The sequence below is a fragment of the Bradyrhizobium sp. USDA 4449 genome (assembly GCF_054056275.1).
Window position 1 is genome coordinate 372,534 of record NZ_JBSRYD010000001.1, and the last position, 25,715, is coordinate 398,248.

The 25,715-nt window shown below is 63.9% G+C and carries 15 protein-coding genes; 12 read left to right on the top strand and 3 right to left on the bottom strand.

The features are described 5' to 3' along the window. Positions 1 to 14: 14 nt before the first annotated feature. Positions 15 to 1,958, bottom strand: a complete 1,944-nt coding sequence (locus tag ACVIIW_RS01840; RefSeq protein WP_092237520.1) for a PrkA family serine protein kinase — start codon at positions 1,956 to 1,958, stop codon at positions 15 to 17. Positions 1,959 to 2,562: 604 nt separating this feature from the next. On the opposite strand from ACVIIW_RS01840, the gene ACVIIW_RS01845 reads away from it, so the two are divergent. The 7 genes from ACVIIW_RS01845 to ACVIIW_RS01875 all read left to right on the top strand — a co-directional run bounded on the left by ACVIIW_RS01845 (position 2,563) and on the right by ACVIIW_RS01875 (position 10,370). Next, positions 2,563 to 2,796 (top strand): hypothetical protein, encoded by a 234-nt coding sequence (locus ACVIIW_RS01845; protein ID WP_456699177.1) that lies wholly within the window; start codon positions 2,563 to 2,565, stop codon positions 2,794 to 2,796. Between the two features lie 69 nt (positions 2,797 to 2,865). After that, positions 2,866 to 5,715 (top strand): bifunctional transaldolase/phosoglucose isomerase, encoded by a 2,850-nt coding sequence (locus tag ACVIIW_RS01850; RefSeq protein ID WP_456699178.1) that lies wholly within the window; start codon positions 2,866 to 2,868, stop codon positions 5,713 to 5,715. 12 nt (positions 5,716 to 5,727) lie between these two features. Further along, positions 5,728 to 6,726 (top strand): phosphogluconate dehydrogenase (NAD(+)-dependent, decarboxylating), encoded by a 999-nt coding sequence (gnd, locus tag ACVIIW_RS01855; RefSeq protein WP_456699179.1) that lies wholly within the window; start codon positions 5,728 to 5,730, stop codon positions 6,724 to 6,726. A gap of 30 nt (positions 6,727 to 6,756) precedes the next feature. Beyond that, positions 6,757 to 8,268, top strand: a complete 1,512-nt coding sequence (gene zwf, locus ACVIIW_RS01860) for a glucose-6-phosphate dehydrogenase (RefSeq protein ID WP_456699180.1) — start codon at positions 6,757 to 6,759, stop codon at positions 8,266 to 8,268. Further along, entirely contained in the window at positions 8,268 to 9,017 is a 750-nt protein-coding gene (gene pgl / locus ACVIIW_RS01865) for a 6-phosphogluconolactonase (protein ID WP_456699181.1), read from the top strand. The genes zwf and pgl overlap by 1 nt, the downstream gene beginning before the upstream one ends. Next, complete coding sequence (locus ACVIIW_RS01870; RefSeq protein WP_456699182.1) at positions 9,004 to 9,561, top strand: gluconokinase; 558 nt, start codon at positions 9,004 to 9,006, stop codon at positions 9,559 to 9,561. The genes pgl and ACVIIW_RS01870 overlap by 14 nt, the downstream gene beginning before the upstream one ends. Then, a complete protein-coding gene (locus ACVIIW_RS01875; protein WP_456699183.1) occupies positions 9,558 to 10,370 on the top strand; it encodes an HAD family hydrolase in 813 nt (270 codons plus the stop codon). Before ACVIIW_RS01870 ends, ACVIIW_RS01875 begins: the two co-directional genes overlap by 4 nt. A gap of 106 nt (positions 10,371 to 10,476) precedes the next feature. Here ACVIIW_RS01875 and ACVIIW_RS01880 read toward each other — a convergent pair whose 3' ends face one another. Together ACVIIW_RS01880 and malQ are read right to left on the bottom strand one after the other, a co-directional pair. Then, entirely contained in the window at positions 10,477 to 12,279 is a 1,803-nt protein-coding gene (locus ACVIIW_RS01880; RefSeq protein WP_456699184.1) for a glycoside hydrolase family 15 protein, read from the bottom strand. A gap of 45 nt (positions 12,280 to 12,324) precedes the next feature. Beyond that, the gene (malQ, locus tag ACVIIW_RS01885; RefSeq protein WP_456699185.1) at positions 12,325 to 14,286 is read right to left on the bottom strand and encodes a 4-alpha-glucanotransferase; all 1,962 of its coding nucleotides are present in this window, start codon (positions 14,284 to 14,286) and stop codon (positions 12,325 to 12,327) included. 204 nt (positions 14,287 to 14,490) lie between these two features. On the opposite strand from malQ, the gene ACVIIW_RS01890 reads away from it, so the two are divergent. Genes ACVIIW_RS01890 through treZ form a run of 5 tightly spaced genes read left to right on the top strand, consistent with a single transcriptional unit; the run spans position 14,491 to position 25,714 of the window. Beyond that, positions 14,491 to 16,437, top strand: coding sequence for a maltotransferase domain-containing protein (locus tag ACVIIW_RS01890; protein ID WP_456699186.1), 1,947 nt, complete (start codon positions 14,491 to 14,493; stop codon positions 16,435 to 16,437). Positions 16,438 to 16,447: 10 nt separating this feature from the next. Beyond that, positions 16,448 to 19,738, top strand: coding sequence for a maltose alpha-D-glucosyltransferase (treS, locus tag ACVIIW_RS01895; protein WP_456699187.1), 3,291 nt, complete (start codon positions 16,448 to 16,450; stop codon positions 19,736 to 19,738). Further along, positions 19,731 to 21,878: a 1,4-alpha-glucan branching protein GlgB gene (gene glgB / locus ACVIIW_RS01900; RefSeq protein WP_456699188.1), complete on the top strand. Its 2,148-nt coding sequence runs from the start codon at positions 19,731 to 19,733 to the stop codon at positions 21,876 to 21,878. The genes treS and glgB overlap by 8 nt, the downstream gene beginning before the upstream one ends. A gap of 3 nt (positions 21,879 to 21,881) precedes the next feature. Further along, a complete protein-coding gene (glgX, locus tag ACVIIW_RS01905) occupies positions 21,882 to 23,960 on the top strand; it encodes a glycogen debranching protein GlgX (RefSeq protein WP_456699189.1) in 2,079 nt (692 codons plus the stop codon). Next, positions 23,957 to 25,714: a malto-oligosyltrehalose trehalohydrolase gene (treZ, locus tag ACVIIW_RS01910; protein WP_456699190.1), complete on the top strand. Its 1,758-nt coding sequence runs from the start codon at positions 23,957 to 23,959 to the stop codon at positions 25,712 to 25,714. The genes glgX and treZ overlap by 4 nt, the downstream gene beginning before the upstream one ends. Position 25,715 lies beyond the last annotated feature (1 nt).

Below are 25,715 nucleotides of genomic sequence, written 5' to 3' on the forward strand. Positions count from 1 at the left end.
CTTTCTCATCCGCCTCAACCGGCTTGCTTCACGCGCATGTACCATTCGACCAGTCGGCGAACCTGACGCTCGGTGTAGCCACGCTCCACCATGCGTGCGACGAATTCGCCGTGCTTCTTCTCCGTCTCGCCGTCCTTCTTCGAACCGAACGAGATGACCGGAAGCAGGTCCTCGACCTGAGAGAATATCCGCTTTTCGATCACATCGCGAATCTTCTCGTAGGAGGTCCAGGTCGGATTCTTGCCGCCGTTCTGGGCCCGGGAGCGTAACGAGAATTTGACGACCTCGTTCCGGAAGTCCTTGGGGTTGGCGATGCCCGCCGGCTTCTCGATTTTCGTCAGCTCCTGGTTCAAAAGCTCGCGATCGAGCAGCTGGCCCGTATCAGGGTCCTTGAAGTCCTGATCCTCGATCCAGGCGTCGGCGTAATCGACGTAACGGTCGAACAGGTTCTGGCCGTAATCCGAGTAGGATTCCAGATAGGCCTTCTGGATCTCGTTGCCGATGAATTCGGCGTAGCGCGGCGCGAGCTCGGCCTTGATGAATTCGAGGTAACGCTTTTCGACTTCCTCGGGCAGCTGCTCCCTGCGGATCGACTGCTCCAGCGCGTACATCAGATGCACGGCGTCGGCGGCGACTTCCTGCGGATCGTGATTGAACGTCGCAGCCAGGATCTTGAAGGCAAAGCGGGTGGAGACGCCGTCCATGCCCTCATCGACGCCAGCGGCATCGCGATATTCCTGGACGCTGCGCGCCTTGGGATCGGATTCCTTCAGGCTCTCGCCGTCATAGACCCGCATCTTGCCGAACAGCGTCGAGTTCTCGTGCTTGCGCAGGCGCGACATCACCGAGAATCGCGCCAGCGTCTCCAACGTCGAGGGCGCGCAGGGGGCGGACGCGAGCTCGGAGCCCTGGATCAGTTTCTCGTAGATCTTCTGCTCTTCAGTGACGCGCAGGCAGTACGGCACCTTGATGACGCAGATGCGGTCGATGAAGGCTTCGTTGTTCTTGTTGGACTTGAAGCTCGCCCATTCCGCCTCGTTGGAGTGCGCGAGGATGACGCCGGTGAACGGGATCGCGCCGATATTCTCGGTGCCGATATAGTTACCTTCCTGCGTTGCGGTCAGCAACGGGTGCAGCATCTTGATCGGCGCCTTGAACATCTCGACGAACTCCAGCACGCCCTGATTGGCGCGGTTGAGGCCGCCCGAATAGCTGTAGGCGTCGGGATCGTTCTGAGCGTAGGTCTCGAGCTTGCGGATATCGACCTTGCCGACGAGCGAGGAGATGTCCTGGTTGTTCTCGTCACCGGGCTCGGTCTTGGAGATTGCGATCTGGCGCAACCGCGACGGCTGGATTTTTGCGACTCTAAACTGAGAAATGTCGCCGCCGAAAGCTTCGAGCCGCTTGTAGCACCACGGACTCATCAGACCGGTGAGACGCCGGCGCGGAATGCCATACTTCTCTTCCAGCATCGGACCGAGATGATCGGGATCGAACAGGCTGAGGGGGCTCTCGAACACCGGCGAGAGTTCATCGCCGGCCTTGAGCACGTAGATCGGATGCACTTCCATCAGCGACTTCAGCCGCTCGGCGAGAGAGGATTTGCCGCCGCCGACAGGCCCGAGCAGATACAGAATCTGCTTGCGCTCCTCTAGTCCTTGCGCCGCATGGCGGAAGAAGCCGACGATGCGCTCGATGGTTTCTTCCATGCCGTAGAAGCCGGCAAAGGCCGGATAGGTACGGATGGTGCGGTTCAAAAAAATACGGCCAAGGCGTGGGTCCTTGGCCGTGTCAATCGTCTGAGGCTCGCCGATCGCCGCTAGTAACCGTTCGGCCGCATTCGCGTATTTCATGGGATCGCTTCGACACGATTCCAGATATTCCGCCATCGACATGTCGTGCTGGCTTCTCGCCTCGAACGACCGAGCGAAAGCGTTGAATAGAGAATCGTTGTACATGATCCCTCTCCGCGTGAGTTCCGCTACAAGCTGAAACGAAAGCAGTTGCTGGACCGTTCCTCAGGCCGCGTTTCGAATCAGCGTGAGCACATGACGATCATTGGACACCCGGCTGCCAACACGACGCAATGCACAAGGTAGGCACTCGCTGAATTACGAACAGGCACTTGCCTGTAATTTGTGCGAATCTTCGTCTATCTTGGCTCATTTCCAGAAATTGTCACTGGCTCGCCACATCCGGGCAAATACCGGGGATCGCTCCATCCGGCACTGCAACATAGAACGATCTGCGCGCGGCGAACTTATGACGCTTGTAGGGCGACGCCTTGGGTGTCGCGTTCATCTTCCTGGTGCAAGACAGGCCGTCACCGGGCGAACAGCGCGACCCCGGCATAGCCGATCGTCGCATCGTGAGAGCTGAGTCACCCCGCCATTCCAAGGCCAAGCTCGCGCTCAGCAGCGTCGCGACGAGGCTCACAGCGACCCCGGCCGCAGACGCGTGACGCATGGACCGATTTCGAGATCATGGCATGCACCCACACAGCCGGCCGGCGCAATCGATGCCCGGCTATCGGCGACGGCAATACCATCAGGACAAGCACGTATGCTTTCCCCCAGCATGGCCATTCGCGACCGAGCCAATGACTATCGGCGCTATCCGCCGATGACACTCAGCGGCACGACAGATCAATCTCACGCAGCAATCCAGCCAGACCATCCGGCCAAATCTTTATTACGCAAAACGGCGACCGCCGCCTGGATCGCCATGATCGTGACGGAGTTACACCTGGAGTATGACGCCTGTACCCTTGATTGGTTCCCTCCCGGGAGCATGTGAGCTAAAGGATAGCGCGTCAGGACCGTCGCGGAAACCCCCTCCGCCCGCAGGCTTGGAGATAAGAGCATCATGAATCCCGTCAAAGAACTGGAAAAGCACGGACAAGCCGTCTGGCTGGACTTCCTCGCCCGCGGCTTCATCGGAAAGGGCGACCTGAAGCGGCTGATCGACTCCGACGGCGTCAAGGGCGTCACCTCCAATCCCGCGATTTTCGAGAAGGCGATCGGCAGCTCGGACGAGTACGACGCCTCGATCGGCAAAGCGCTGAAGCGGGGAGACCGGACCGTGGCCGACCTGTTCGAGGCCGTCGCGGTCGAGGACATCCAGAACGCCGCAGACGTGCTGCGCCCGGTCTATGACAGGCTCAAGGGCCATGACGGCTATGTCAGCCTCGAGGTCTCGCCCTATCTCGCAATGGACACATCCGGCACGGTGGCCGAGGCGCGGCGGCTCTGGAAGGACGTCGACCGCAAGAACCTGATGGTGAAAGTGCCGGCGACGCCTGAGGGGCTGCCGGCGATCGAAACGCTGATCGGCGAGGGCATCAGCATCAACATCACGCTGTTGTTCTCCAGAGCGGTCTACCTGAAGGTGGCCGAGGCCTATCTCGCGGGTCTCGAAAAATACGTTGCCGGCGGCGGCGACCCCTCCCATGTCGCGAGCGTGGCGAGCTTCTTCGTCAGCCGGATCGACTCCGTCGTCGACAAGCAGCTCGACGAGAAGATTGCCCGCGCCAACGACCCATCTGAAAAGGAGCGGCTCGCCGCCCTGAAGGGCAAGGTCGCGATCGCCAACGCCAAGCTCGCCTATCAGGACTACAAGCGGCTGTTCTCCGGTCCGCGCTGGGAGAAGCTCGCCGCCAGGGGCGCCAGGCCGCAGCGCATGCTGTGGGCCTCCACCGGCACCAAGAACAAGGATTACAGCGATGTCCTTTATGTCGAGGAGCTGATCGGCCCCGACACCATCAACACCGTGCCGCCGGCGACGCTCGATGCTTTCCGCGACCACGGCAAAGCGCGCGACAGCCTGGAAGAGAACGTCGATGACGCCCGCCGCGTGCTGGAAGAGCTGGAGCGCTCCGGCATCTCGCTCGACGCGATCACCGAGGAGCTCGTCAGGGACGGCGTCAAGCAGTTCGCGGATGCCGCCGACAAGCTCTACGGCGCAGTCGCCCACAAGCGCGCAACCGTGCTCGGGCCGGCAATCGACCGCCAGCAGCTCTCGCTGGGTGACAGCCTCGCCAAGGCGGTGGCCAAGAGCACCGAAGAGTGGCGCGCCTCGGCCAAGATCCGCAGGCTGTGGCAGCGCGACAAGTCGGTCTGGACCGGGACGGACGAGGACAAATGGCTCGGCTGGCTCGACAGCGCGGCGAAGGCCGACGTCGCCGATTATGAGGACTATGCCAACCGCGTGAAGGGCCAGAAATTCTCCGACGCCGTCGTGCTGGGCATGGGCGGATCGAGCTTGGGTCCGGAGGTGCTGGCCGAGACCTTTGCGCGGAAGCCGGGCTTCCCGAAGCTGCACGTGCTTGACTCCACGGACCCGGCCGAGGTGCGGGCGATGGAGGCCAAGATCGACATCGCCAATACCGTCTTCATCGTCTCGAGCAAATCCGGCGGCACCACCGAGCCGAACGCGATGAAGGATTATTTCCACGAGCGGGTCGCGCAGGCGCTCGGCCCCAAGGCCAAGACCGGCTTCCGCTTCATCGCGGTGACCGATCCCGGCTCCTCGCTGGAAAAGGCCGCCAAGAAGCTGAATTACGCCCGCATCTTCCACGGCGAGCCGTCGATCGGCGGCCGCTATTCGGTGCTGTCGCCGTTCGGCCTTGTGCCGGCGGCCACGGCCGGCATCGACGTCAAGACCTTCCTCAAGCATGCCCTCTCGATGGCGCGCTCCTGCGGACCGGACGTGCCGCCAGCCGAGAATCCGGGCGTGCAGCTCGGCCTCGCCATGGGACTTGCCGGCCTCGAAGGCCGCGACAAGGTGACGATCCTGTCGTCGAAGAAGATCGCCGATTTCGGTGCCTGGGCCGAGCAGCTCATCGCGGAATCGACCGGCAAGGAAGGCAAGGGCCTGATCCCGATCGCCGGCGAGCCGCTCGGCGAGTCCTCTCTCTACGGCAACGACCGCTTCTTCATCGATATCCGTACCGAAGGAGAGACCGACGCTGCCCACGACTCGGCCCTGGCCGGAATCGAGGCCGCCGGCCATCCGGTCGTGCGCATCGTCATGAAGTCGATCGAGCATCTCGGCCAGGAATTTTTCCGCTTCGAGATGGCAACTGCCGTTGCGGGCGCGATCCTCGGCATCAACCCGTTCGACCAGCCGGACGTGGAAGCCGCCAAGATCAAGACCCGCGAACTGACGTCAGCCTATGAGAAGACCGGCGCGCTGCCGGCCGAAGAGCCTGTCGTCAGCACCAAGGAAGCCGATCTCTACACCGACGCCGCCAACGCCAAGGCGCTGCGCGCAGCCGGCGCCGATGGCGACCTCACCTCCTGGCTGAAGGCGCATCTGTCGCGTTCCAACCGCGGCGATTATGTCGCCCTGCTCGGCTACATCGAACGCGACAAGGCCAATGTCGACGCGCTTCAGGCCATGCGTCTCGAGGTGCGCGAGAAACGGCATGTCGCAACTTGCGCCGAATTCGGGCCGCGCTTCCTGCACTCCACCGGACAAGCCTACAAGGGCGGCCCCGACAGCGGCCTGTTCCTCCAGATCACCGCAGATGACGCCAAGGACCTGGCGGTGCCGGGCCAGAAGGCGAGCTTCGGCGTGATCAAGGCAGCGCAGGCGCGCGGCGACTTCGATGTGCTCACCGAGCGGGGCCGGCGCGCACTTCGGGTGCACCTGAAGGGTCCGCTCGAGAAAGGTCTCGCGGCGCTCAATGCGGCGCTCAACGACGCACTGAACTAAGGGAATATCTCAATGCAACTCGGCATGATCGGCCTCGGCCGGATGGGCGGCAACATCGTTCGCCGGCTGATGCGCCAGGGACATTCGACGGTGGTCTATGACAAGGACAGCAAGGCCGTCGCCGGCCTCGCTGCGGAGGGCGCGGCCGGTTCGGCAACGCTGGAAGAGTTCGTCTCGAAACTCGAGCGGCCGCGCACGGTCTGGGTGATGCTGCCTGCAGGCCGCATCACCGAGCAGACCATCGACACCATCGCAGGCGTGATGCAGGAGGGCGACGTCATCATCGACGGCGGCAACACCTTCTGGCAGGATGACGTCCGCCGCGGCAAGGCGCTGAAGGCGCGCGGCATCCACTATGTCGACGTCGGTACGTCGGGCGGCGTCTGGGGGCTCGAGCGCGGCTACTGCATGATGATCGGCGGCGAGAAGCAGGTGGTCGACCGGCTCGATCCGATCTTCGCAGCGCTTGCGCCCGGCGCCGGCGACATTCCGCGCACCAAGGGACGCGACGGCCGCGACGCCCGCATCGAGCAGGGCTACATCCATGCCGGCCCGGTCGGCGCGGGCCATTTCGTCAAGATGATCCACAACGGCATCGAATACGGCCTGATGCAGGCCTATGCCGAAGGCTTCGACATCCTCAAGAACGCCAATATCGACGCGTTGCCGGCCGATCATCGCTATGATTTCGACCTCGCCGACATCGCCGAAGTGTGGCGGCGAGGCTCAGTGATCCCGTCCTGGCTGCTCGACCTCACCTCGACCGCGCTCGCCGACAGCCCGCAGCTCGCAGAATATTCCGGCTTCGTGGAGGATTCGGGCGAGGGCCGCTGGACCGTGAATGCGGCGATCGACGAGGCCGTGCCGGCCGAAGTCCTGACTGCAGCGCTCTACACGCGTTTCCGTTCGCGTCGGGAACACACTTTCGCCGAAAAAATTCTCTCCGCGATGCGCGCGGGTTTCGGTGGCCACAAGGAGCCGACGCAGCCCGATGCCTCGAAGATCAAATAAGAGACACCATCAAGCGAAGGCCGCTCGTTCGTGACAAAAGACCAGCAAGCCAAGCGCAAGCCGGAAAATTGCGCTTTCGTCATTTTCGGTGCCACCGGCGATCTCACACACCGTCTCGTGATCCCGTCGCTTTACAATCTTGCCGCCGAACATCTGCTGCCGGAGAAATTCTGCGTGGTCGGCGTTGGCCGCAGCGCCATGTCCGACGAGGAATTGCGCGAGAGCCTGTTGAAGGGACTGCGCGAGTTCGCGACCCGTCCGGTGGACGATGTCGTCGCCAGGAGACTGCTGGAGCGCGTGAGCTTCGTCGAGGCCGATGCAAAGGATCCGCCATCGTTCGACCGGCTGCGCGAGCACCTGGATGCGCTGGACTGCGCGCAGGACACCGGCGGTAACAGGCTGTTCTACCTCGCGACCCCCCCGGCTGCGTTCGCACCGACCGCGCGCGAGCTCGGCCGCACCGGCATGATGAAGGAGAACGGCACCTGGCGCCGGCTGGTGATCGAAAAGCCTTTCGGCACCGACCTCGCCTCGGCACGCGCGCTCAACGCCGAACTGCTGAAGATCATGGACGAGCACCAGATCTACCGGATCGATCATTATCTCGGCAAGGAGACCGTGCAGAACATCCTGGTGCTGCGCTTCGCCAACGGCATGTTCGAGCCGATCTGGAATCGCAACCATATCGACCACGTCCAGATCACGGTTGAGGAGAAGCTCGGCGTCGGCCATCGCGGCGGCTTCTACGACGCCACCGGCGCGCTACGCGACATGGTGCCGAACCATCTGTTCCAGCTGATGTCGCTGGTGGCGATGGAGCCGCCGGCGCGCTTCGATGCGCATTCCGTGCGCTCCGAGAAGGCCGAGGTCCTCAGCGCGGTGCAGCAGCCGAACCAGGAAGAAGCGCTCAGGAGCTCGGTTCGTGCGCAGTATCTCGCAGGCCGCATCGGCGACGACCAGATCCCGGACTACCGGAAGACCTGCGACGTCAAGCCCGGCAGCACCACCGAGACCTTTGTCGCGCTGAAGCTGATGATCGACAATTGGCGCTGGGCCGGCGTGCCGTTCTATTTGCGCACCGGCAAGGCGCTGGCCCACAAGCGCACCGAGGTCGCGATCAAGTTCAAGCAAGCGCCGCTGTCGATGTTCTCAGGCACGGCGGTCGACCGTCTCTCGCAGAACTTCCTCACCATCGGCATCGCGCCGACCGAGACGATCGAGCTTCAGTTCAACGCCAAGATTCCGGGACCGAGCATCACGATCGACGGCGTCGAGATGAAATTCAAGTACGGCGACTATTTTCAGGCCGATCCGTCGACCGGCTACGAAACGCTGATCTATGACTGCATGATCGGCGACAACATCCTGTTCCAGCGTGCCGACGGCATCGAGGCCGGATGGCAGGCGGTGCAGCCGTTCCTCGATGCCTGGAAGAACGCCGGCACCAACGGTATCGAGACCTACGAGGCCGGCAGCGACGGTCCGGCCTGCGCCGACGAGTTGCTGCGACGCGACGGCCGCAGCTGGCGGAAGTTCACGTGATGGCGGCGGCCGGGAAGCCAAACCTGATCGTCGTCGCCGACGCCGAGGCCCTCGCGCAAGCCGCAGCCGAACGCGTGATGGCCCGGATATCAGCCAATCCCGGCCGCATTGCGATCTGCCTCACCGGCGGCTCCAGCCCGAAGAAGCTCTACCAGTTGCTGGGCAGTGATGCCTGGCGCGGCAGGATCCCTTGGGACCGCGTGCACTGGTTCATTGGCGACGAGCGTTTTGTCGCCGAGAGCGATCCCCTCAACAACATGGCGGCGGCTCGCGCCACGTTTCTGGATCGCAACGCGCCGTCTGACCACATCCATCCGATCCCGACCGCGGCCGAGAGCCCCGAGGTTGGCGCCGAGGCCTATGCGCGCGAGTTGAAGGCCTTTTATGGGGCGGACCAGCTCGACCCGGCCCGACCGCTGTTTGACGTCGTCCTCATGGGCGCCGGACCCGACGGGCACACCGCCTCGCTCTTTCCCGGCTATCCCGCGGTCGAGGAGACCGCGCGCTGGGTCGTCGGCGTCCCCAAAGCCAATGTCGCGCCCTTCGTGCCGCGGATCTCGTTGACGCTGCCTGCATTGGCCGCCTGCCGTGAAATGCTGTTCGAGATTGCAGGCCATGACAAGCAGGCGATCTTGACGCGCCTGCTCAATGGCGGGAATCTGCCGGCTGTACGCGCGCGCTCGAATGGTGAGACCGTCTGGCTGGTCGACCAGGCCGCGCTTCCGGAGGGGATTCGTGGCGGGCGTTAAAGCACCTTGTGCGTTGATCGTGATGGGCGTGTCGGGTTCGGGCAAAAGTACAATTGCAGAGGCGCTCAGCGAGCGTCTCGGCTGGCGATTCGAGGATGGCGACAGCTTTCACCCCGTCAGCAACGTCGAGAAGATGAGAGCCGGCCATCCGCTGACCGACGAGGACCGCTGGCCCTGGCTCAACGCCATTGCCGACGAAGTCGCGCGGGTCTGCAACAAGGGCGAGCACGTCATCATCGCCTGCTCGGCGCTCAAGCACAGCTATCGTGACGTGCTGCTGCGCGGCCGCGACGACGTCCGCTTCGTCTTCCTCAAGGGCACGCAGGAGCTGATCGCCGACCGGCTCGCGCACCGCAAGGGTCACTTCATGCCGCCCGGGCTTCTCGCCAGCCAGTTCAACACGCTGGAGCCCCCGGACGCGGACGAGCACGTCATCACGGCGTCGATCGACGAATCCGTCGAAGAGATCGTCGACGGCATCATGCGACAGCTGAAGATCGACGGCGCGACAGGCAAGGCCAAGGAAACCAAGGCTCAACCATGACGAAAATCTCTTTGGTCGTTTCCGACGTCGACGGCACGCTGCTGACCAAGGACAAGACATTGACGGACCGCGCGCGGTCCGCGGTGCAGCGGTTGCACCAGGCCGGGGTCGCCTTCACCATCACCTCCAGCCGGCCTGCGATCGGCATGCGCTTCCTGATCGAGCCACTGGCGCTGTGGCTGCCGGTCGGTCCGTTCAACGGCTCCTCGATCATCGATCCCGAGATGAATCCGGTCGAGCAGCATCTCATCCCGGCAAGCGCGGCCGAGACATCGCTGCAGATCCTGCGCGATTTCGGCGCCGATATCTGGATCTTCACCGCGGACAAATGGCTGATCGACAATCCGAGCGGTAAATATGTCGCCCATGAGCAGCACACGATCCGCGCCGATCCGACCATCGTGACGGACTTTACGCCGTATCTTGCCGGCGCCTGCAAGATCGTCGGTGCCAGTGCCGATGCGGCAGGTCTCGAGCGTTGCGAAAAGGTGATGCAGGAAGCGCTCGGCAGTGAGGCGACCGCCGTCCGTTCGCAGACCTATTATCTCGACATCACCCCGCCCGGCTTCAACAAGGGCACCTTCGTGCAGGCCATGGCCAAGCGCCTGGGCATCTCCCTGGATGCGGTCGCCACCATCGGCGACATGCAGAACGACCTCGCCATGTTCCGCGTCAGCGGCGTCTCGATTGCAATGGGCAATGCCACCGACAACGTCAAGGACCAGGCCACAAACGTCACCGCGACCAACGAGCAGGACGGTTTTGCGGAGGCGATGGAGATGATCTTGAAGCGGAACGGGGCTGGTTGAGGCGAAATTGCATCGAGCGGGTCGATCGAGCCGCGGGCTCTCTTAACCTCTCCCGCTCGCGGGAGAAGGGGCACACCACTTTCGTGGAAGCAACCAAATCGAACCTTTACTTCGATCGCTGCATCGCCGGCTTCGCGCTCGCGTGCCGCGCGGCGGACAGATTGTGCGCGGTGTTGATCAGCGCGATGTGGGTCAGCGCCTGCGGGAAATTGCCCGTCTGGCGACGCGCGATCGAATCATACTCCTCGGCCAACAATCCGACATCGTTGGCGAGCGCGGCCACGCGATCGAACAGCAGCTGCGCCTTGTCGGTGTCGCCGGCCAGCACATGGGCATCGGCAAGCCACAGGGTGCAGGCCAGGAACGCGCCCTCGATTGGCTGGGTCTCCCCGGACATCTCGCGCGGATCGTGTCGGAGCACGAAACCGTCGCGCATCATGTGCTTTTCAATGGCAGTGACGGTGCCGCGGATGCGCGGATCGTCTGCCGGCAGAAAGCCGACGCCGGAGAGCAGCAGCACGCTGGCATCGAGCATTTTCGAGCCGTAGCATTCGACGAAGGCGTTCTCCTCCGCGTCGAAACCCTTGTTGCAGACGTCGTGGTGAATGGCCTCGCGCAAGGTGCGCCAGTGCAGCAGCGGTGCCTTGAAGCCGAATGTCTCGGCGCTCTTGATGGCACGATCGAAGGCGACCCAGGTCATCACCTTGGAGAAGACGTAGTGCCTGGGCTGGCCGCGCCGCTCCCAGATGCCATGATCGGGCTGGTCCCAGACGTCGGCGAGATGCTGGAGCACCGCGCATTCCAGCGCCCAGGTCGCTTCATCATCGAGCTTGAGCTTGGCCATCCGCGACTGATGGAAGGCATCGATCAACTCGCCGTAGACGTCGAGCTGGAGCTGCGCATGGGCGGCATTGCCGACGCGCACCGGCTGCGCGCCCTCATAGCCGCCGAGCCAGCCCGCCTCCCATTCCAGGAGGCGCCGCTGGCCCCAGATGCCGTACATGATCTGCATGTTTTCGGGCGAGCCGGCCGCGGCGCGCAGGAGCCAGCTGTGCCAGGCCGAGGCCTCCTCAGTATATCCGGCGTTCATCAGCGCCAGCAGCGTGAAGGTGGCGTCGCGCAGCCAGCAGAAGCGATAGTCCCAATTCCTGGCGCCGCCGAGCTTTTCCGGCAGCGACGTGGTCGGCGCCGCGACGATGCCGCCGGTGGGGGCGAAGGTCAGCGCCTTCAACGTGATCAGCGAGCGCATGACGAGATTCTGGTAATCGCCCTCGCGATCACAGCGCTCACTCCACTGCTTCCAGAATTTCTCGGTCTCCCGGAGCGCGATCTCGGGGTCGATCGCCTGGGGCGGATCGAGATGCGACGGACCGTAGGTCAGCACGAACGGCACGGTCTCGCCGTCCCTGACCTCGAACTCCGCGACCGTGGTCAGATCCTCGCCGCGCGTCTCGACCGGCGTGCGCAGCACCGTCATGTCCTGGCCCGCGACCGCCAGCAGCGAGTGGTCGATCCGCCGCACCCAGGGAATGTTCACGCCGAAGCCGAAGCGGATCACCAGCTCCATCCGCATCTTCACCGTGCCCGTGACGCCGCGCACCAGCCGCACGATGTCGGAGGCCTTGCCGCGCGGCGGCATGAAGTCGACCAGCGCCACGGTGCCGCCTTTGGTCTCAAAGCGTGTTTCCAGGATGAGGGTGTCGCCGAGATAACGGCGTGAGATCGTGGTGACGTCCTCGCTCGGCGCAATCAGCCAGCGGCCGTTCCCGGGCGTACCGAGGATGGCGGCAAAGCAGGCGTCGGAATCGAAGGCAGGCCAGCACAGCCAGTCGATCGAGCCGTTGCGCCCGACCAGCGCTGCGGTCTCGCAGTCGCCGATCAACGCATAGTCCTCGATCCTCTGTGACAATGTCGTGCGAGCCCTGGCTTTCCGAACCTTGGAAATCCCGCCGGATCAACTCCCGCCGGGCAGCGAACGTTCCCGCGTCGCCGCCTTCAAAGCCGCGAGATCGATCTTGGCGGCGATCTTGTCGAGCGCAACGGGCAAGCGCTGGCGCCAGTTCGGATGCTCGTCGATGGTGCCGGGAATATTGGGCTGGTCGATCACGCCGAGCAGGTCCTCCATCGACACCGCGAGCAGCCGCGACGGCGTGCGCGACAGGAAGGTGAGCACCGAGTAGAGATCGTTGGCGTTGATGCCGTTCTGGCGCAGGATCGCGTCGAGCCCGCCGAGCGCGTTCCAGCGCGCCTGATCGTCCTCGCCTGGATCGAGCCCGAGCGAGCGCTTCATCCTGAGATCGCTGAACGAGCGCCAGCCCGCATAGGTGCACAGGTCATGTGTGTTCAGCGTGACCAGTGCGTTGGGCCGGTAATGGTCGATATTGCGGAAATGGCCGGCATCGTCGCGCTCGAACATCATGACGAGATAGGACCAGATGCCGAAATCCTGCATGGTCTCGCGGAAACCTTCCGGCACGGTGCCGAGGTCTTCGCCGATCACGATGCATTTATGGGTGACGCTCTCCCTGACCACCGCGGCCAGCAGCGCCTCGAGCGGCATCTGCACATAGGCGCCGTTGTCGGGCTTGAAGCCGCGCGGCACCAGGTACAGCCGCTTCAGTCCGAGTACGTGATCGAGCCTGATCGCGCCGGCATGCCGCATCGAGGCGGCCACCATGTCGGCGAACGGCACGAAGGATTGCGCCTCCAGGCCGCCGGCGTTGAATCCCGCGAGGCCCCAATCCTGCCCAACCGTGTTGAGCACGTCGGGCGGCGCGCCAACCGCGAGGTGACGCGAGATCGCGGTCTGCTCGTTCCAGGCATCGAAACCGTTCGACTGCACGCCGACGGCAACATCGAGATAGAGGCCGACGCGCATGCCCAGTTCCGCTGACAGATCCTTGGCGGCGCGCAATTGTGCGTCGGCCGTCCATTGCACGAACTCGACGAATTCGACCTCGTGCTTGTCAGGGCCGTTGCGCAAGCCGGCGCATTTGGCATCATCGGGTTGCTGCCATTCCGGCGGCCATTCCCACCACGGCGCGGCGAAACGATGCCGCAGCACCTCGAAGCAGGCAAAGCGCGACAACAGCGGCGCACGCTCGGCGCGGAAGGCATCGAACTGGTTGCGGCGTACACCGCTCGCCGACTTCACGAAACTGTCAAAGGCCGCGCGCAGGCCCAGCCATTTCAGCGCCGCCATGTCGGCGTAAGGGACACGATCGCCTTCGCGCAGCCGCGCAGCGGTCGCGGCCGCGTTCGGAATGAGGTGCGGAGAAAATTCCGGGATGGCCTCGACATCGATATAAAGCGGATTGAGAAAAAGCCGGCTATTTGGCGAATAGGGACTGCAATCGGCCGGGTGATCGTCGAACAGCACATGCAGCGGATTGAGCCCGACGCCATCGGCACCCAGCTGTTTGGCGAGCCGGACGAGCCCCGCCAGATCGGTGAAATCGCCGATGCCCCAATTGCGGTCCGAACGGACGCTGTAGAGCTGCACGGCGAGCAACCAGCCGCGGTCGAAATCACCACCAAAGGCACGCTCCGGTGCCACGATCATCGGCACCTCTTCCGTCGCACCTGCCGCATCGGTCAGGGTCAGGCGGTGATAGCCGAGCGGCAGGCCGGCGGGCCAGGCGATCACGGGCTCGCGCGTCTCACCTTGTGCGATCAAATCGCCGTTGCCGGTGATCTTCCATTGCAGCGGCCCCGCGCCGACGGAAGCGAGTTCGGTGCGCGGACTGCCCAGCGCGCGCACCACGACCGGCCCGCTGACGAAGCGGTAGACCCGCTTTTCCGGCAGGGCATCGAGGATGGATTTGAGCGCCTCGGGCGCGGTGACCCGCAGCTTTCCAAGGGCGTCGATGAATTCGGACTGAACGCCCTTGATCCGGGCTTGAGCTAAAAGATCCATTCGGCACGCAGCTTGCAGGCCATTGTCAGGCCGGGGTCATCGATTTTAATGAGGTCGTGGAAGAGGTTAGTCACGCTTAACTCGCAAACTGCGCCTGCTGTTCCCGAGGGAACCAATGCCACACAACCGGCTTTCTATACTGGTACCAAGCGTGGATCCCCGACAAGGGAAACGGGCTCCTGCTTTCTTGTCAATGGCATCACCGTGAACAAGACAATTCAAACTGTCGAGAGTGCCGCGGCCGGCAGCGCTTTCCTGATCGAAGACGTCTATCCCCTGATCGACGGCGGCCGCTTCGCCGTGAAGCGGATCGCGGGCGATCGGGTCGAGGTGTGGGCCGACATCTATCGCCACGGCGACGCCACGATCAGCGCCGCGTTGATCTGGCGCGGCGAGCAGGAGCGAGAATGGCGGCGAGAGAGCATGATCCATCATGGCGATGACCGCTGGTCCGGCGCATTTGTTCCGCCCGAGCCCGGCCTCTATGTCTATGCCATCGAAGCCTGGACCGACGAATTCGCCACCTGGCGGCACGGCGTCGAGCGCAAGCAGTTGTCAGGCAGCGACATCACGCTCGATGCGATCGAAGGCGCCGGCCTCCTGACCAAGGCGCAAGGAGCGCGGCAGGACGCGGCGGCTGTCATCCTCAGGCAATGCGAGGACTATCTCGGCAGCGGCGATGTCACGCCGCTGCTCGCCACCGAACTTGGCGAGGCCATGGCGGAAAGCCAGGCGCGGCCCGACCTCACGCGATCGCCGAACTTCCCGCTTGTCGTCGACCGTGACAGAGCGCGCTTCGGCGCCTGGTATCAGATGATGCCACGAAGTCAGAGCGCGGTCGCCGGCCAGCACGGCACGCTGCGCGACTGCATCGCGCGGGTGCCCGACATCGCGGCCATGGGCTTTGACGTGCTCTATTTCACGCCTGTCCACCCGATCGGCAAAACCCGGCGCAAGGGTCGCAACAATTCACCGGTCGCGAGCGACGGCGAGCCCGGCTCGCCCTACGCGATCGGCGCGGCCGAGGGCGGCCATGATGCGCTACATCCAGAACTCGGCACCATCGAGGATTTCCGCGCGCTGGTCGCGACCTGCCTGGAATATGGCCTCGAAATCGCGCTCGATTTCGCCGTGCAATGCTCACCGGATCATCCCTGGCTGACGCAGCATCCGGAATGGTTCAAATGGCGGCCGGACCGCTCGGTGCGCACGGCGGACGGTGCTTACTCGGATATCGTCATCCCCGATTTCGCCTCCGTCGACCGGGCTGGATTGTGGAACGCATTTCGCGACGCCATGCTGTTCTGGATCGACCACGGCGTGACCATCTTCGCGATCGATAATCACGACACCGCGCCACTACCGTTCTGGGAGTGGCTGATCCGCGACATTCGCTCGCGCCATCCCGAGGTGATCCTGTTCTCGAAGACGTTTGCGCGGCCGAAGCTGATGAGGGGCCTCGCCAAGCTCGGCTTCGCGCAGTCTTTCAGCTATTTCCCCTGGCGCACCGGGAAGTGGGAGCTCGAGCAATATCTCGGCGAACTGACGCGATATCCGGAGCGGGACTTCGTTCGGCCGAACCTGTTCGTCAACACGCCGGATTTGCTGCCCTACCATCTCCAAGGCGGCGAAGCCTGGATGTTCAAGTCGCGCGTCGCGCTGGCGGCCACGCTGTCGGGCAATTATGGCCTGTACAGCGGCTTCGAGCTGCTCGAGCACGCGGCCATCCCCGGCCATGAAGAATATCAGGATTCCGAAAAGTACCAGATCCGCCAGCGCGACTGGGACAAGCCCGGCAACATCAAGGCCTACATCACCGCGCTCAACCGCATCCGTCACGACAACGCCGCGCTCCAGCAGACCACTGATCTGCGCTTCCTTGGCATCGAGGACGGCGAGACGATCGCTTTCGTGAAGGAAGCGACCGAGCCGGCCAACATCGTCGTCGTGGCCATCGCCCTCTCGCGCCCCGTGCGCGAAGTCTGGTTGTCGCTCGGCGAGCTCACCATCGACGTCGGCGGCGAACGCCGCCGCATCTCCGCACTCGAAAATCTCATGACAGGCGAACAGTCCCGCATCGAATGGGGCGGGATCAGGTTGCGTATCGATCCCGACTGCGATCCGGCACTGCTATTCCGCTGCCTGGCGTAAGGATCACGCCATGAATGTACTGTCTTCCGTCGACACCCAGAAAGCCGAGGCCGCCGAGGTCGTGGATGAGCTGTGGTACAAGGATGCGATCATCTACCAGCTCCACGTCAAGGCCTTTGCCGACAGCAACAATGACGGCATCGGCGATTTCGTCGGGCTGACCGAGAAGCTGCCCTATCTGCAGGACCTCGGCGTGACCGCGCTGTGGCTGCTGCCATTCTACCCCTCGCCCGGCCGCGACGACGGCTACGACATTGGCGACTACGGCTCCATCAATCCCGATTTCGGGACGATGAAGGATTTCAAGCGCTTCATCCAGGAAGCGCAGAAGCGCGGCCTGCGCGTCATCACCGAGCTCGTCATCAACCACACCTCCGACCAGCATAACTGGTTCAAGCGCGCGCGCCGCAGCCCCGCAGGCTCGAGCGCCCGCAACTGGTACGTCTGGAGCGACACCGACCAGAAATACCAGGGCACGCGGATCATCTTCACCGACACCGAAAAGTCGAACTGGACCTGGGATCCCGAGGCCGGCGCGTTCTACTGGCACCGCTTCTTCTCGCACCAGCCCGATCTCAATTTCGACAATCCTCGCGTCGTCAGCGCAATCATCCAGGTGATGAAGCGCTGGCTCGACGCCGGCGTCGACGGCTTCCGCCTGGACGCCATTCCCTATCTCTGCGAGCGCGAGGGCACCTCCAACGAGAACCTGCCCGAGACGCATGCGATCATCAAGCGCCTGCGCCAGGAACTCGACGCCTATTCCAAGGGCAAGCTGTTGCTGGCCGAGGCCAATCAATGGCCCGAAGACGTGCAGGAATATTTCGGCCGCGGCGACGAATGCCAGATGGCCTACCACTTCCCACTGATGCCGCGCATCTACATGGCGATCGCGCAGGAGGACCGCTTCCCGATCACCGACATCCTGCGCCAGACGCCGGACATTCCCGCGAGCTGCCAGTGGGCGCTGTTCCTGCGCAACCATGACGAGCTGACGCTGGAGATGGTCACCGACGTCGAGCGCGATTATCTCTGGACCACCTACGCCAACGATCCCCGCGCCCGCATCAATGTCGGCATTCGCCGGCGGCTTGCGCCGCTGATGGACAACGACCGCCGCAAGATCGAGCTGATGAATTCGCTGCTGCTGTCATTTCCCGGCACGCCGATCATCTATTACGGCGACGAGATCGGGATGGGCGACAACATCTATCTCGGCGACCGCAACGGCGTGCGCACGCCGATGCAGTGGAGCCCCGACCGCAACGGCGGATTCTCCCGCGCCGATCCGGCCCGCCTCTATGCGCCGCCGATCATGGATCCGGTCTACGGCTACGATTCGGTCAACGTGGAGGCGCAGTCGCGCAGCCTGTCGTCGCTGCTCAGCGCCACCAAGCGGCTGATTTCCGTGCGCAAGTCGACGCTCGCCTTCGGCCGCGGCACCATGACCTTCATCCGCCCGGCCAACCGCGCCGTGCTGGCCTATGTCCGGCAATATGGCGACGAGGTGATCCTCTGCGTCGCCAATCTGTCGCGCGCGGCGCAAGCCACCGAGCTCGACCTGTCGCCGTGGAAAGATCGCATCCCGCAGGAGATGCTCGGCCGCACCCGCTTCCCCGCGATCGGGGAGCTGCCATACATGATCACGCTGGGACCCTACGGCTTCTACTGGTTCCAGCTCCAGGAGCGTGACAAGTCCGAGCCGGTCGTGCCGCGGGCGGTGCCGGAATTCGAGACGCTGGTGGTCCCCGTCAACTCGAACTGGGTTTCGCTCGCCCGCGAGCGCGGCGTGTTCGAGCGTGACGTTCTGCCGGGTTTCCTGTCGCGGACACGCTGGTATCCCGAGCACAATCCCAAGCACATCAAGGCAACGCTGACCTCGGCGGTGCCGTTCAGCGACATCGGCGACAACAGGCCCTGGATCGCGTTCTTCGAGACGGCGCAGGCCGACATCACGACGCGTTATGTGCTGCCGATGCAGATCGAGTGGGTACGGTTCGACCGCGAGCGCTTCAACCCGAAGGCGCTCGCCGCCGTGCGCCAGGGTGCGCGCGAAGGCACGCTGCTCGACGTCGCGACCGACCAGATCTTCATTGGCCTGTTCCTGCGAGGCTTGTCGCAGAACCTGGTCGTGGACGAGAACAATCTGCGGCTCGAATTCAAGGCCACCAGCCGGTTCGCCGAATACACCATCAAGGAGCCCGCCCGCATCCGCGCCGTCGAGCAGTCGAACAGCACGGCGCTGGTCGACAATCAGTATGTGGCCAAGATCCATCGCCGGCTCGAGAGCGGCATCAATCCCGAGATCGAGATCGGTCACTACCTCACTGAAGTTGCCCGCTTTGCCAACGCGCCGGCGCTGCTCGGCAGCGTCGAGCTGGTCGAAGGCGATACCCACAGCGCGATCGGCGTTCTGCATGCCTATGTCGAGAACCAGGGCGATGGCTGGGCAGTGACGACGGGCTATCTGGACCGCTACATCGATGAGCAGCGGTTAGGGCCGGTGGGCGAGATGCCCCGGGTGACCCAGGAGCAGGCGCCCTATCTGCACTTCATGGCGCAGATCGGACGGCGTCTCGCCGAACTGCACATGGCGCTCGCGGCCGCCAAGACGACCGACCTCGCCCCCGAAACGATCGGCCCTGCGGATGTCAAGCGTTGGACATCCGAGCTCAAGGGACGCGCCGAGCGGGTGTTCGAGCGCCTTGCCGACATCAGGGACGGCCTGCGCGAGGGCGACCGGCCCCTGATCGACCGGCTGGTGGCGGTGCGCGCGACCGTGCCGAACCATATCAACGCGCTCTTGCCATCCGGCATCGGCGGGTTGAACATCCGTCATCATGGCGACTTCCGGCTCGGGCAAACTCTGATTGTGAAGGACGACATCTTCATCATCGATTTCGACGGCGATCCGCATGTTACGTTGGCCGACAGGCGCCGCAAGCTGCCTGCCGCGCGCGACGTCGCCGGCCTGGTCCGCTCGATTGATCTTTCGGTTAACGCGGCGCTTCACCGCGCCCTGTCGGGTGCCAGTGACGAACAGGGCCGGCTTGCCGCCGCGCTCCGCGAATGGCGCGAACATGCCACCTCGACCTTCTTGACCGCCTACCGCGAGGCCATGACCGATCGCCGGATCTGGCCGCAACAGAGGCACGCTGCGGAAAACATGTTAAGGTATTTCCTGCTTGATCAAGCGTTCGACGAAGTAGAGTACGAGCTGTCCCACCGGCCGGAGGGGCTCAATGGGGCGCTGACCGGGCTGCTTCGCATTTTGTCCAATGAGAGCGAAGCCCATGCCTAAACTGCCAGCCGAGGCCTACGCGATCATCGAGGGCCGCCATTCCGACCCCTTCCACTATCTCGGGCTGCATCCGGAGGGCGACAAGAGCGTGGTGCGGGCCTTCCTGCCCGATGCTTCCAATGTCGAAGCGGTCGGCGAGCACGGCGAGGTCGCAAAGCTCGATCGCGTCCACGCTTCCGGTCTGTTCATCGGCCCCCTGCCCAATGGCTCCAAGCACTACCAGCTCCGCGCCAAGTTCGGCGACAACGTCGTCGAATTCGAGGACGCCTACCGCTTTCCGCCGATCCTGAGCGATTTCGACCTCTATTTGCTCGGCGAAGGCACGCACCAGCGCCTTTACGACAAGCTCGGCGCGCATCCGATGCGGCTGCAGGGTATCGACGGCATCGGCTTCGTCGTGCTGGCGCCGAACGCGCGGCGCGTGTCGGTGGTCGGCGATTTCAACTTCTGGGACGGCCGGCGCCATCCGATGCGGGTGCGCGGCGCCGGTTATTGGGAATTGTTCATTCCGCACGCCAAGCCCGGCGATCACTACAAGTTCGAGATCATCGGCCCGCACGGCCATCTGCTGCCGCTGAAATCCGATCCCATGGCATTCGCGAGCGAGCTGCGGCCGAAGACGGCTTCCATCGTGTTCGACGAGGCGCATTTGCCGCGGCCGCGCCCGGCGCCTGACGGCATCAATGCGCTGTCGGCGCCGATGTCGATCTACGAGGTTCATCTCGGCTCATGGCGGCGCAAGGACGGCAATGAATGGCTGACCTATCGCGAGCTCGCCGAGCAGCTCCCGGCCTATGCCCGCGACATGGGCTTTACCCACCTCGAATTCCTGCCCGTGAGCGAGCATCCGTTCGACGGCTCCTGGGGCTATCAACCGACCGGCCTGTATGCGCCGACCAGCCGCTTCGGCAAGCCGGAGGATTTCGCCGCGCTGATCGATGCCTGCCACCGCGAGGGCATCGGCGTGCTGCTCGACTGGGTGCCGGGTCACTTCCCTGACGATCCGCATGGGCTCGGCAGCTTCGACGGCACGTCGCTCTACGAGCACGCCAATCCCCTGCAGGGCCGCCACCTCGACTGGGGCACGCTGATCTACAATTACGGCCGCACCGAAGTGACGAATTTCCTGGTGTCGAACGCGCTGTTCTGGCTGGAGCGCTACGCCATCGACGGCCTGCGCGTCGATGCGGTCGCGTCCATGCTCTATCTCGACTACAGTCGCCCGCCCGGCGCCTGGATTCCGAACCAGTATGGCGGCCGCGAGAACATCGAGGCGATCAACTTCCTGCGCCGCTTCAACACCGAGCTGTTCGCACGCTTTCCGCAGGCGACCACGGCGGCGGAAGAATCCACGGCGTGGCCGCAGGTCTCGCGCCCGGTCGAATTCGGCGGGCTCGGCTTCGGCTACAAGTGGAACATGGGCTGGATGCACGACACGCTGAACTACATCAGCAAGGATCCCATCCACCGCAAGCATCATCACGGCGACATCCTGTTCGGCCTGCACTACGCGTTCTCCGAAAACTTCATCTTGCCGCTGTCGCATGACGAGGTCGTGCACGGCAAACGCTCGCTGCTCGGCCGCATGCCCGGCGACGAATGGCAGCGCTTTGCCAATTTGCGCGCCTATTACAGCTTCATGTTCGGTCATCCCGGCAAGAAGCTGCTTTTCATGGGCGGCGAGATCGCTCAGAGCCGGGAGTGGAATCACGACCAGTCACTCGACTGGCACCTGCTCGAATACAAGTACCATTCCGGCATCCAATCCCTGATCCGCGACCTCAACCGGCTCTACCGCGCGGTGCCGGCGCTGCACCAGATGGATTGCGACCATGCCGGCTTCGAATGGCTGATCACCGATGATGCCAACCGCAACGTCTTTGCCTGGCTGCGCAAGGGCTTTGACGAGCACGCGCGATGTCTCGTGGTCACCAACTTCTCGCCCAACGTTTATCGCAACTATCGCGTTCCGGTACCCTTCGCCGGCAAGTGGAAGGAAGTGTTCAATTCGGACTCCGCCCATTACGGCGGAACCAATGTCGGGAACGTCGGCGAGGTGCAAACCCTCGAAGGCAAGGCACCCGAGCTTCGCCTCACCATTCCGCCGCTCGCCGCGATCTTCCTCGTTCCGGAAGGCTGACCGATGCGCCTGACTGCTGGATCGCCCGCACGCCTCGGTGCAAGCTGGGACGGACGCGGCACCAATTTCGCGTTGTTCTCCGCCAATGCGCAGAAGGTCGAGCTCTGCCTGTTCGACGCGCAGGGGCGCCGTGAGCTCGAACGCATCGAGCTGCCTGAAAGAACCGAGGACGTCTGGCATGGCTATCTCAACGACGTCTCGCCGGGACAGCTCTACGGCTACCGCGTGCACGGCCCCTACGAGCCAGAGCACGGCCACCGCTTCAATGCCAACAAGCTGCTGCTCGACCCCTACGCCAAGCGGCTCGCCGGACGCCTGGTCTGGAGCGATGCGCATTTCGCCTATCGCACCGGCTCGGCGCGGGAGGACCTGTCGTTCGACCGCCGCGACAATGCGCGCGGCATGCCCAAGGCGGTCGTGGTCGACGAGACATTCAACTGGGGCCGGCGCGAGATCCGGCCCCACGTCGCCTGGGAAGACACGATCATCTACGAAGCCCACGTCAAGGGCCTGACGCAGAAGCGCGACGACGTGCCGCCGAATCTACGCGGCACCTATGGCGGGCTGTCGTCGCCGGCGATGATCGAGCACCTGAAGAAGCTCGGCGTCACCACGATCGAGCTGCTGCCCATCCACAGCTTCGTCGACGATCGCATCCTGGTCGAGAAGAAGCTCGCCAATTACTGGGGCTACAACACGTTGTCCTTCTTCGCGCCGGAGCAGCGCTACGCCCAGGACAACGCGCTCGATTCCTTCCGCACCACGGTGGCGCGGCTCCACGATGCCGGCATCGAGGTCATGCTCGACGTCGTCTACAACCACACTGCCGAGGGCAATCACCTCGGGCCGACGCTTTGCTATCGTGGCATCGACAACGCCTCCTATTACTGGCTGAGCCGCGAGAACCCGCGCTACTACGACGACTTCACCGGCTGCGGGTCGTCCGTGAACCTCACCCATCCGCGCGTGCTGCAGATGGTGATGGATTCGCTACGCTACTGGGTCGAGGTCTGCCACGTCGACGGCTTCCGCTTCGACCTCGCAACCACGCTTGCGCGCGGGCCCAACGGATATGATCGCGGCATCTCGTTCCTCACTGCGATCCGGCAGGACCCGGTGCTCGCCACCGTCAAGCTCGTCGCAGAACCGTGGGACCTCGGCCTCGGCGGCTATCAGGTCGGCGCATTCCCCTCGCAATGGTCGGAATGGAATGATCGCTATCGCAGCGCGATGCGCCGCTACTGGAGCGGCGAAGGCAGCCTGATCGGCGATATCTCCAGCCGCATGACGGCGTCCTCCGACCTGTTCAACCATGACGGTCGGCGGCCCCGCGCCAGCATCAACCACATCACCGTGCACGACGGTTTCACCCTCGCCGACCTCTTCAGCTACAATGAGAAGCACAACGAGGCCAATGGCGAGGACAATCGCGACGGCTCCAACGACAACCACAGCAACAATTGCGGCGTCGAGGGCCCGACCGACGATCCCGCCATCCTCGCGCTGCGGCGGCAGCTGCGCAAGAACGTGCTGGCCTGCCTGATGCTGGCGCAGGGCATCCCGCTGATCCTCGCCGGCGACGAGGTCGGCAACACGCAATCCGGCAACAACAATGCCTATTGTCAGGACAACGAGATCGGCTGGGTCGGCTGGGACAATCTCGGCAAGGACGGCGACGACATGATCGACTTCGTCTCCCATCTGACCGGCATCCGCAACCGTTTCTCCCAGCTCCGCAGCCATCGCTGGCTCGACGGTCGGCCGAAGGATGGCATCTCCTATGGTGCTTTATGGCTGACGCCTGAAGGCAACGAGATGACGGAAAGCGACTGGACCTTCCCGGACGGGCGCTTCCTCTCTTATGTGGTGGGCCCCGTGGAACCGGGCAGCGCGGCGATCTTTATCGTACTGAACGCCGCCCCCGAAGAGATCGCATTCAAATTGCCAAAGATGCCCGAATACAAGAGCTGGCAGCAAATCCTGAACACGACCGATGCCAAGCTGAACAGCACTGACTTCCTGCCCGGGAGCGACAGCAAGGCGCCGCCGCGTTCCGTGCTCGCCTTTACGGGGGCGCTATGAGACCATCCTTCGGGGCGAAGCCGACCAACGACGGCGTGTCGTTCCGTTTGTGGGCGCCCGGCGCGCGTCGCGTCGATCTGCTGCTCGAGGGGCGACATGCCATGCAGCGCCGGCAGGATGGCTGGTATGTCGCTGAGATTGCGGGCCTTCCTGCTGGCAGCTCCTACAAGTTCAGGATCGACGACGAGATCGATGTGCCGGATCCGGCCTCCGCCTTCCAGCCCGAGGACGTCTCCGGCCCGAGCGAGGTGATCGACCACGACGCCTTTGCGTGGCGCGCCAAGGATTGGCGCGGTCGCCCCTGGGAAGAGACGGTGCTGATCGAGGCCCATGTCGGCACCTTCACGCGCGATGGCACCTATCGCGCCATGATCGACAAGCTCGATCATCTCGTGAGGACCGGCATCACGGCGCTGGAGCTGATGCCGCTCGCCGACTTCGCCGGGCGTCGCGGCTGGGGCTATGACGGAGTGCTCTGGTACGCGCCCGACAGCGCCTATGGCCGCCCCGAGGAGCTGAAGACGCTGATCGACGAAGCGCATCAGCGCGGGCTGATGGTCTTCCTCGACGTCGTCTATAATCATTTCGGCCCCGAGGGGAATTATCTCGGCCGCTATGCGCCCGATTTCTTCACCGACGCACACACGCCCTGGGGCAGCATCATCGACTACCGCGTGCCGCAGGTGCGGGCCTTTGCCGTCGAGAATGCACTGTCCTGGCTCACCGATTATCGCTTTGACGGCTTAAGGCTCGATGCCGCGAACCACATCATGGCGGTCCCCGGCGAGCAGTCGTCGATGCTGCAGGACCTCAGCGTCGCCGCCGGCGAGCTCGCCAAGGCCACCGGCCGCCACATCCATCTCGTGCTGGAGAATGGCGACAACCGCGCCAGCCTGCTCGATGCCGCGCAGGAGCCGCCAAACGGTAAATATCGCGCGCAGTGGAACGACGACTATCACCACGTTTGGCACGTCATGCTGACCGGCGAGCACAACGGCTACTATGCCGACTACCAGACGCCGCGCATGGATCTGGCGCGCACGCTCGCGTCCGGCTTCGTCTATCAGGGCGAGATCTCGGAATTCTGGGGGAAGAAGCCGCGCGGCGAGCCGAGCGGCGATCTGCCGCCGGCAACCTTCGTCAATTTCCTGCAAAACCACGACCAGATCGGCAACCGCCCGTTCGGCGACCGGCTGGAGAGCCTGGCCTCGCCCGAGCAAATCGACGCCGCGCTCGCGGTGACGCTGCTCGCACCGATGGTGCCGATGCTGTTTCAGGGCGAGGAATGGGGATCGAAGGTGCCCTTCCCGTTTTTCTGCGATTTTCAGGGCGGCCTCGCGGACGCCGTGCGCAAGGGGCGCAAACAGGAATATGCCTGGGCCTATGAGAAATACGGCGAGGAAGTGCCCGACCCGCTCGATCCGGCCACAGCGCAATCGGCCGTGCTTGATTGGACCGGCCACACCCCGGACCAGGACGCGCGGCTCGCGCGCGTGCGCGACCTGCTCGCAGTTCGCCGCAAGGAAATCATGCCGCGGCTGAACGGGGCAAGCTTCGGTGCTGCCGAGGCAGCAGACAGCGGCCTCCTCACCGCGCATTGGCGCATGGGCGATGGCACGACGCTGCGGCTCACCGCAAATCTGTCGGACAAGGCTATCGCGCTTTCCAACGACAATGCTGGCACGCCGATCTGGGGCGGCGCGACCGGTGACCGGCTTCCGCCCTGGTCGGTGGTCTGGCATCTCGGAGGTTGAT

Bases quoted from the DNA above. Each gene is read 5' to 3' on its own strand.
- ACVIIW_RS01875 (WP_456699183.1), top strand. From the start codon at position 9,558: ATGACGAAAATCTCTTTGGTCGTTTCCGACGTCGACGGCACGCTGCTG.
- ACVIIW_RS01840 (WP_092237520.1), bottom strand. From the start codon at position 1,958: ATGTACAACGATTCTCTATTCAACGCTTTCGCTCGGTCGTTCGAGGCG.
- ACVIIW_RS01850 (WP_456699178.1), top strand. From the start codon at position 2,866: ATGAATCCCGTCAAAGAACTGGAAAAGCACGGACAAGCCGTCTGGCTG.
- treS (WP_456699187.1), top strand. From the start codon at position 16,448: ATGAATGTACTGTCTTCCGTCGACACCCAGAAAGCCGAGGCCGCCGAG.
- pgl (WP_456699181.1), top strand. From the start codon at position 8,268: ATGGCGGCGGCCGGGAAGCCAAACCTGATCGTCGTCGCCGACGCCGAG.
- treZ (WP_456699190.1), top strand. From the start codon at position 23,957: ATGAGACCATCCTTCGGGGCGAAGCCGACCAACGACGGCGTGTCGTTC.
- glgB (WP_456699188.1), top strand. From the start codon at position 19,731: ATGCCTAAACTGCCAGCCGAGGCCTACGCGATCATCGAGGGCCGCCAT.
- gnd (WP_456699179.1), top strand. From the start codon at position 5,728: ATGCAACTCGGCATGATCGGCCTCGGCCGGATGGGCGGCAACATCGTT.
- malQ (WP_456699185.1), bottom strand. From the start codon at position 14,286: ATGGATCTTTTAGCTCAAGCCCGGATCAAGGGCGTTCAGTCCGAATTC.
- ACVIIW_RS01845 (WP_456699177.1), top strand. From the start codon at position 2,563: ATGCTTTCCCCCAGCATGGCCATTCGCGACCGAGCCAATGACTATCGG.
- glgX (WP_456699189.1), top strand. From the start codon at position 21,882: ATGCGCCTGACTGCTGGATCGCCCGCACGCCTCGGTGCAAGCTGGGAC.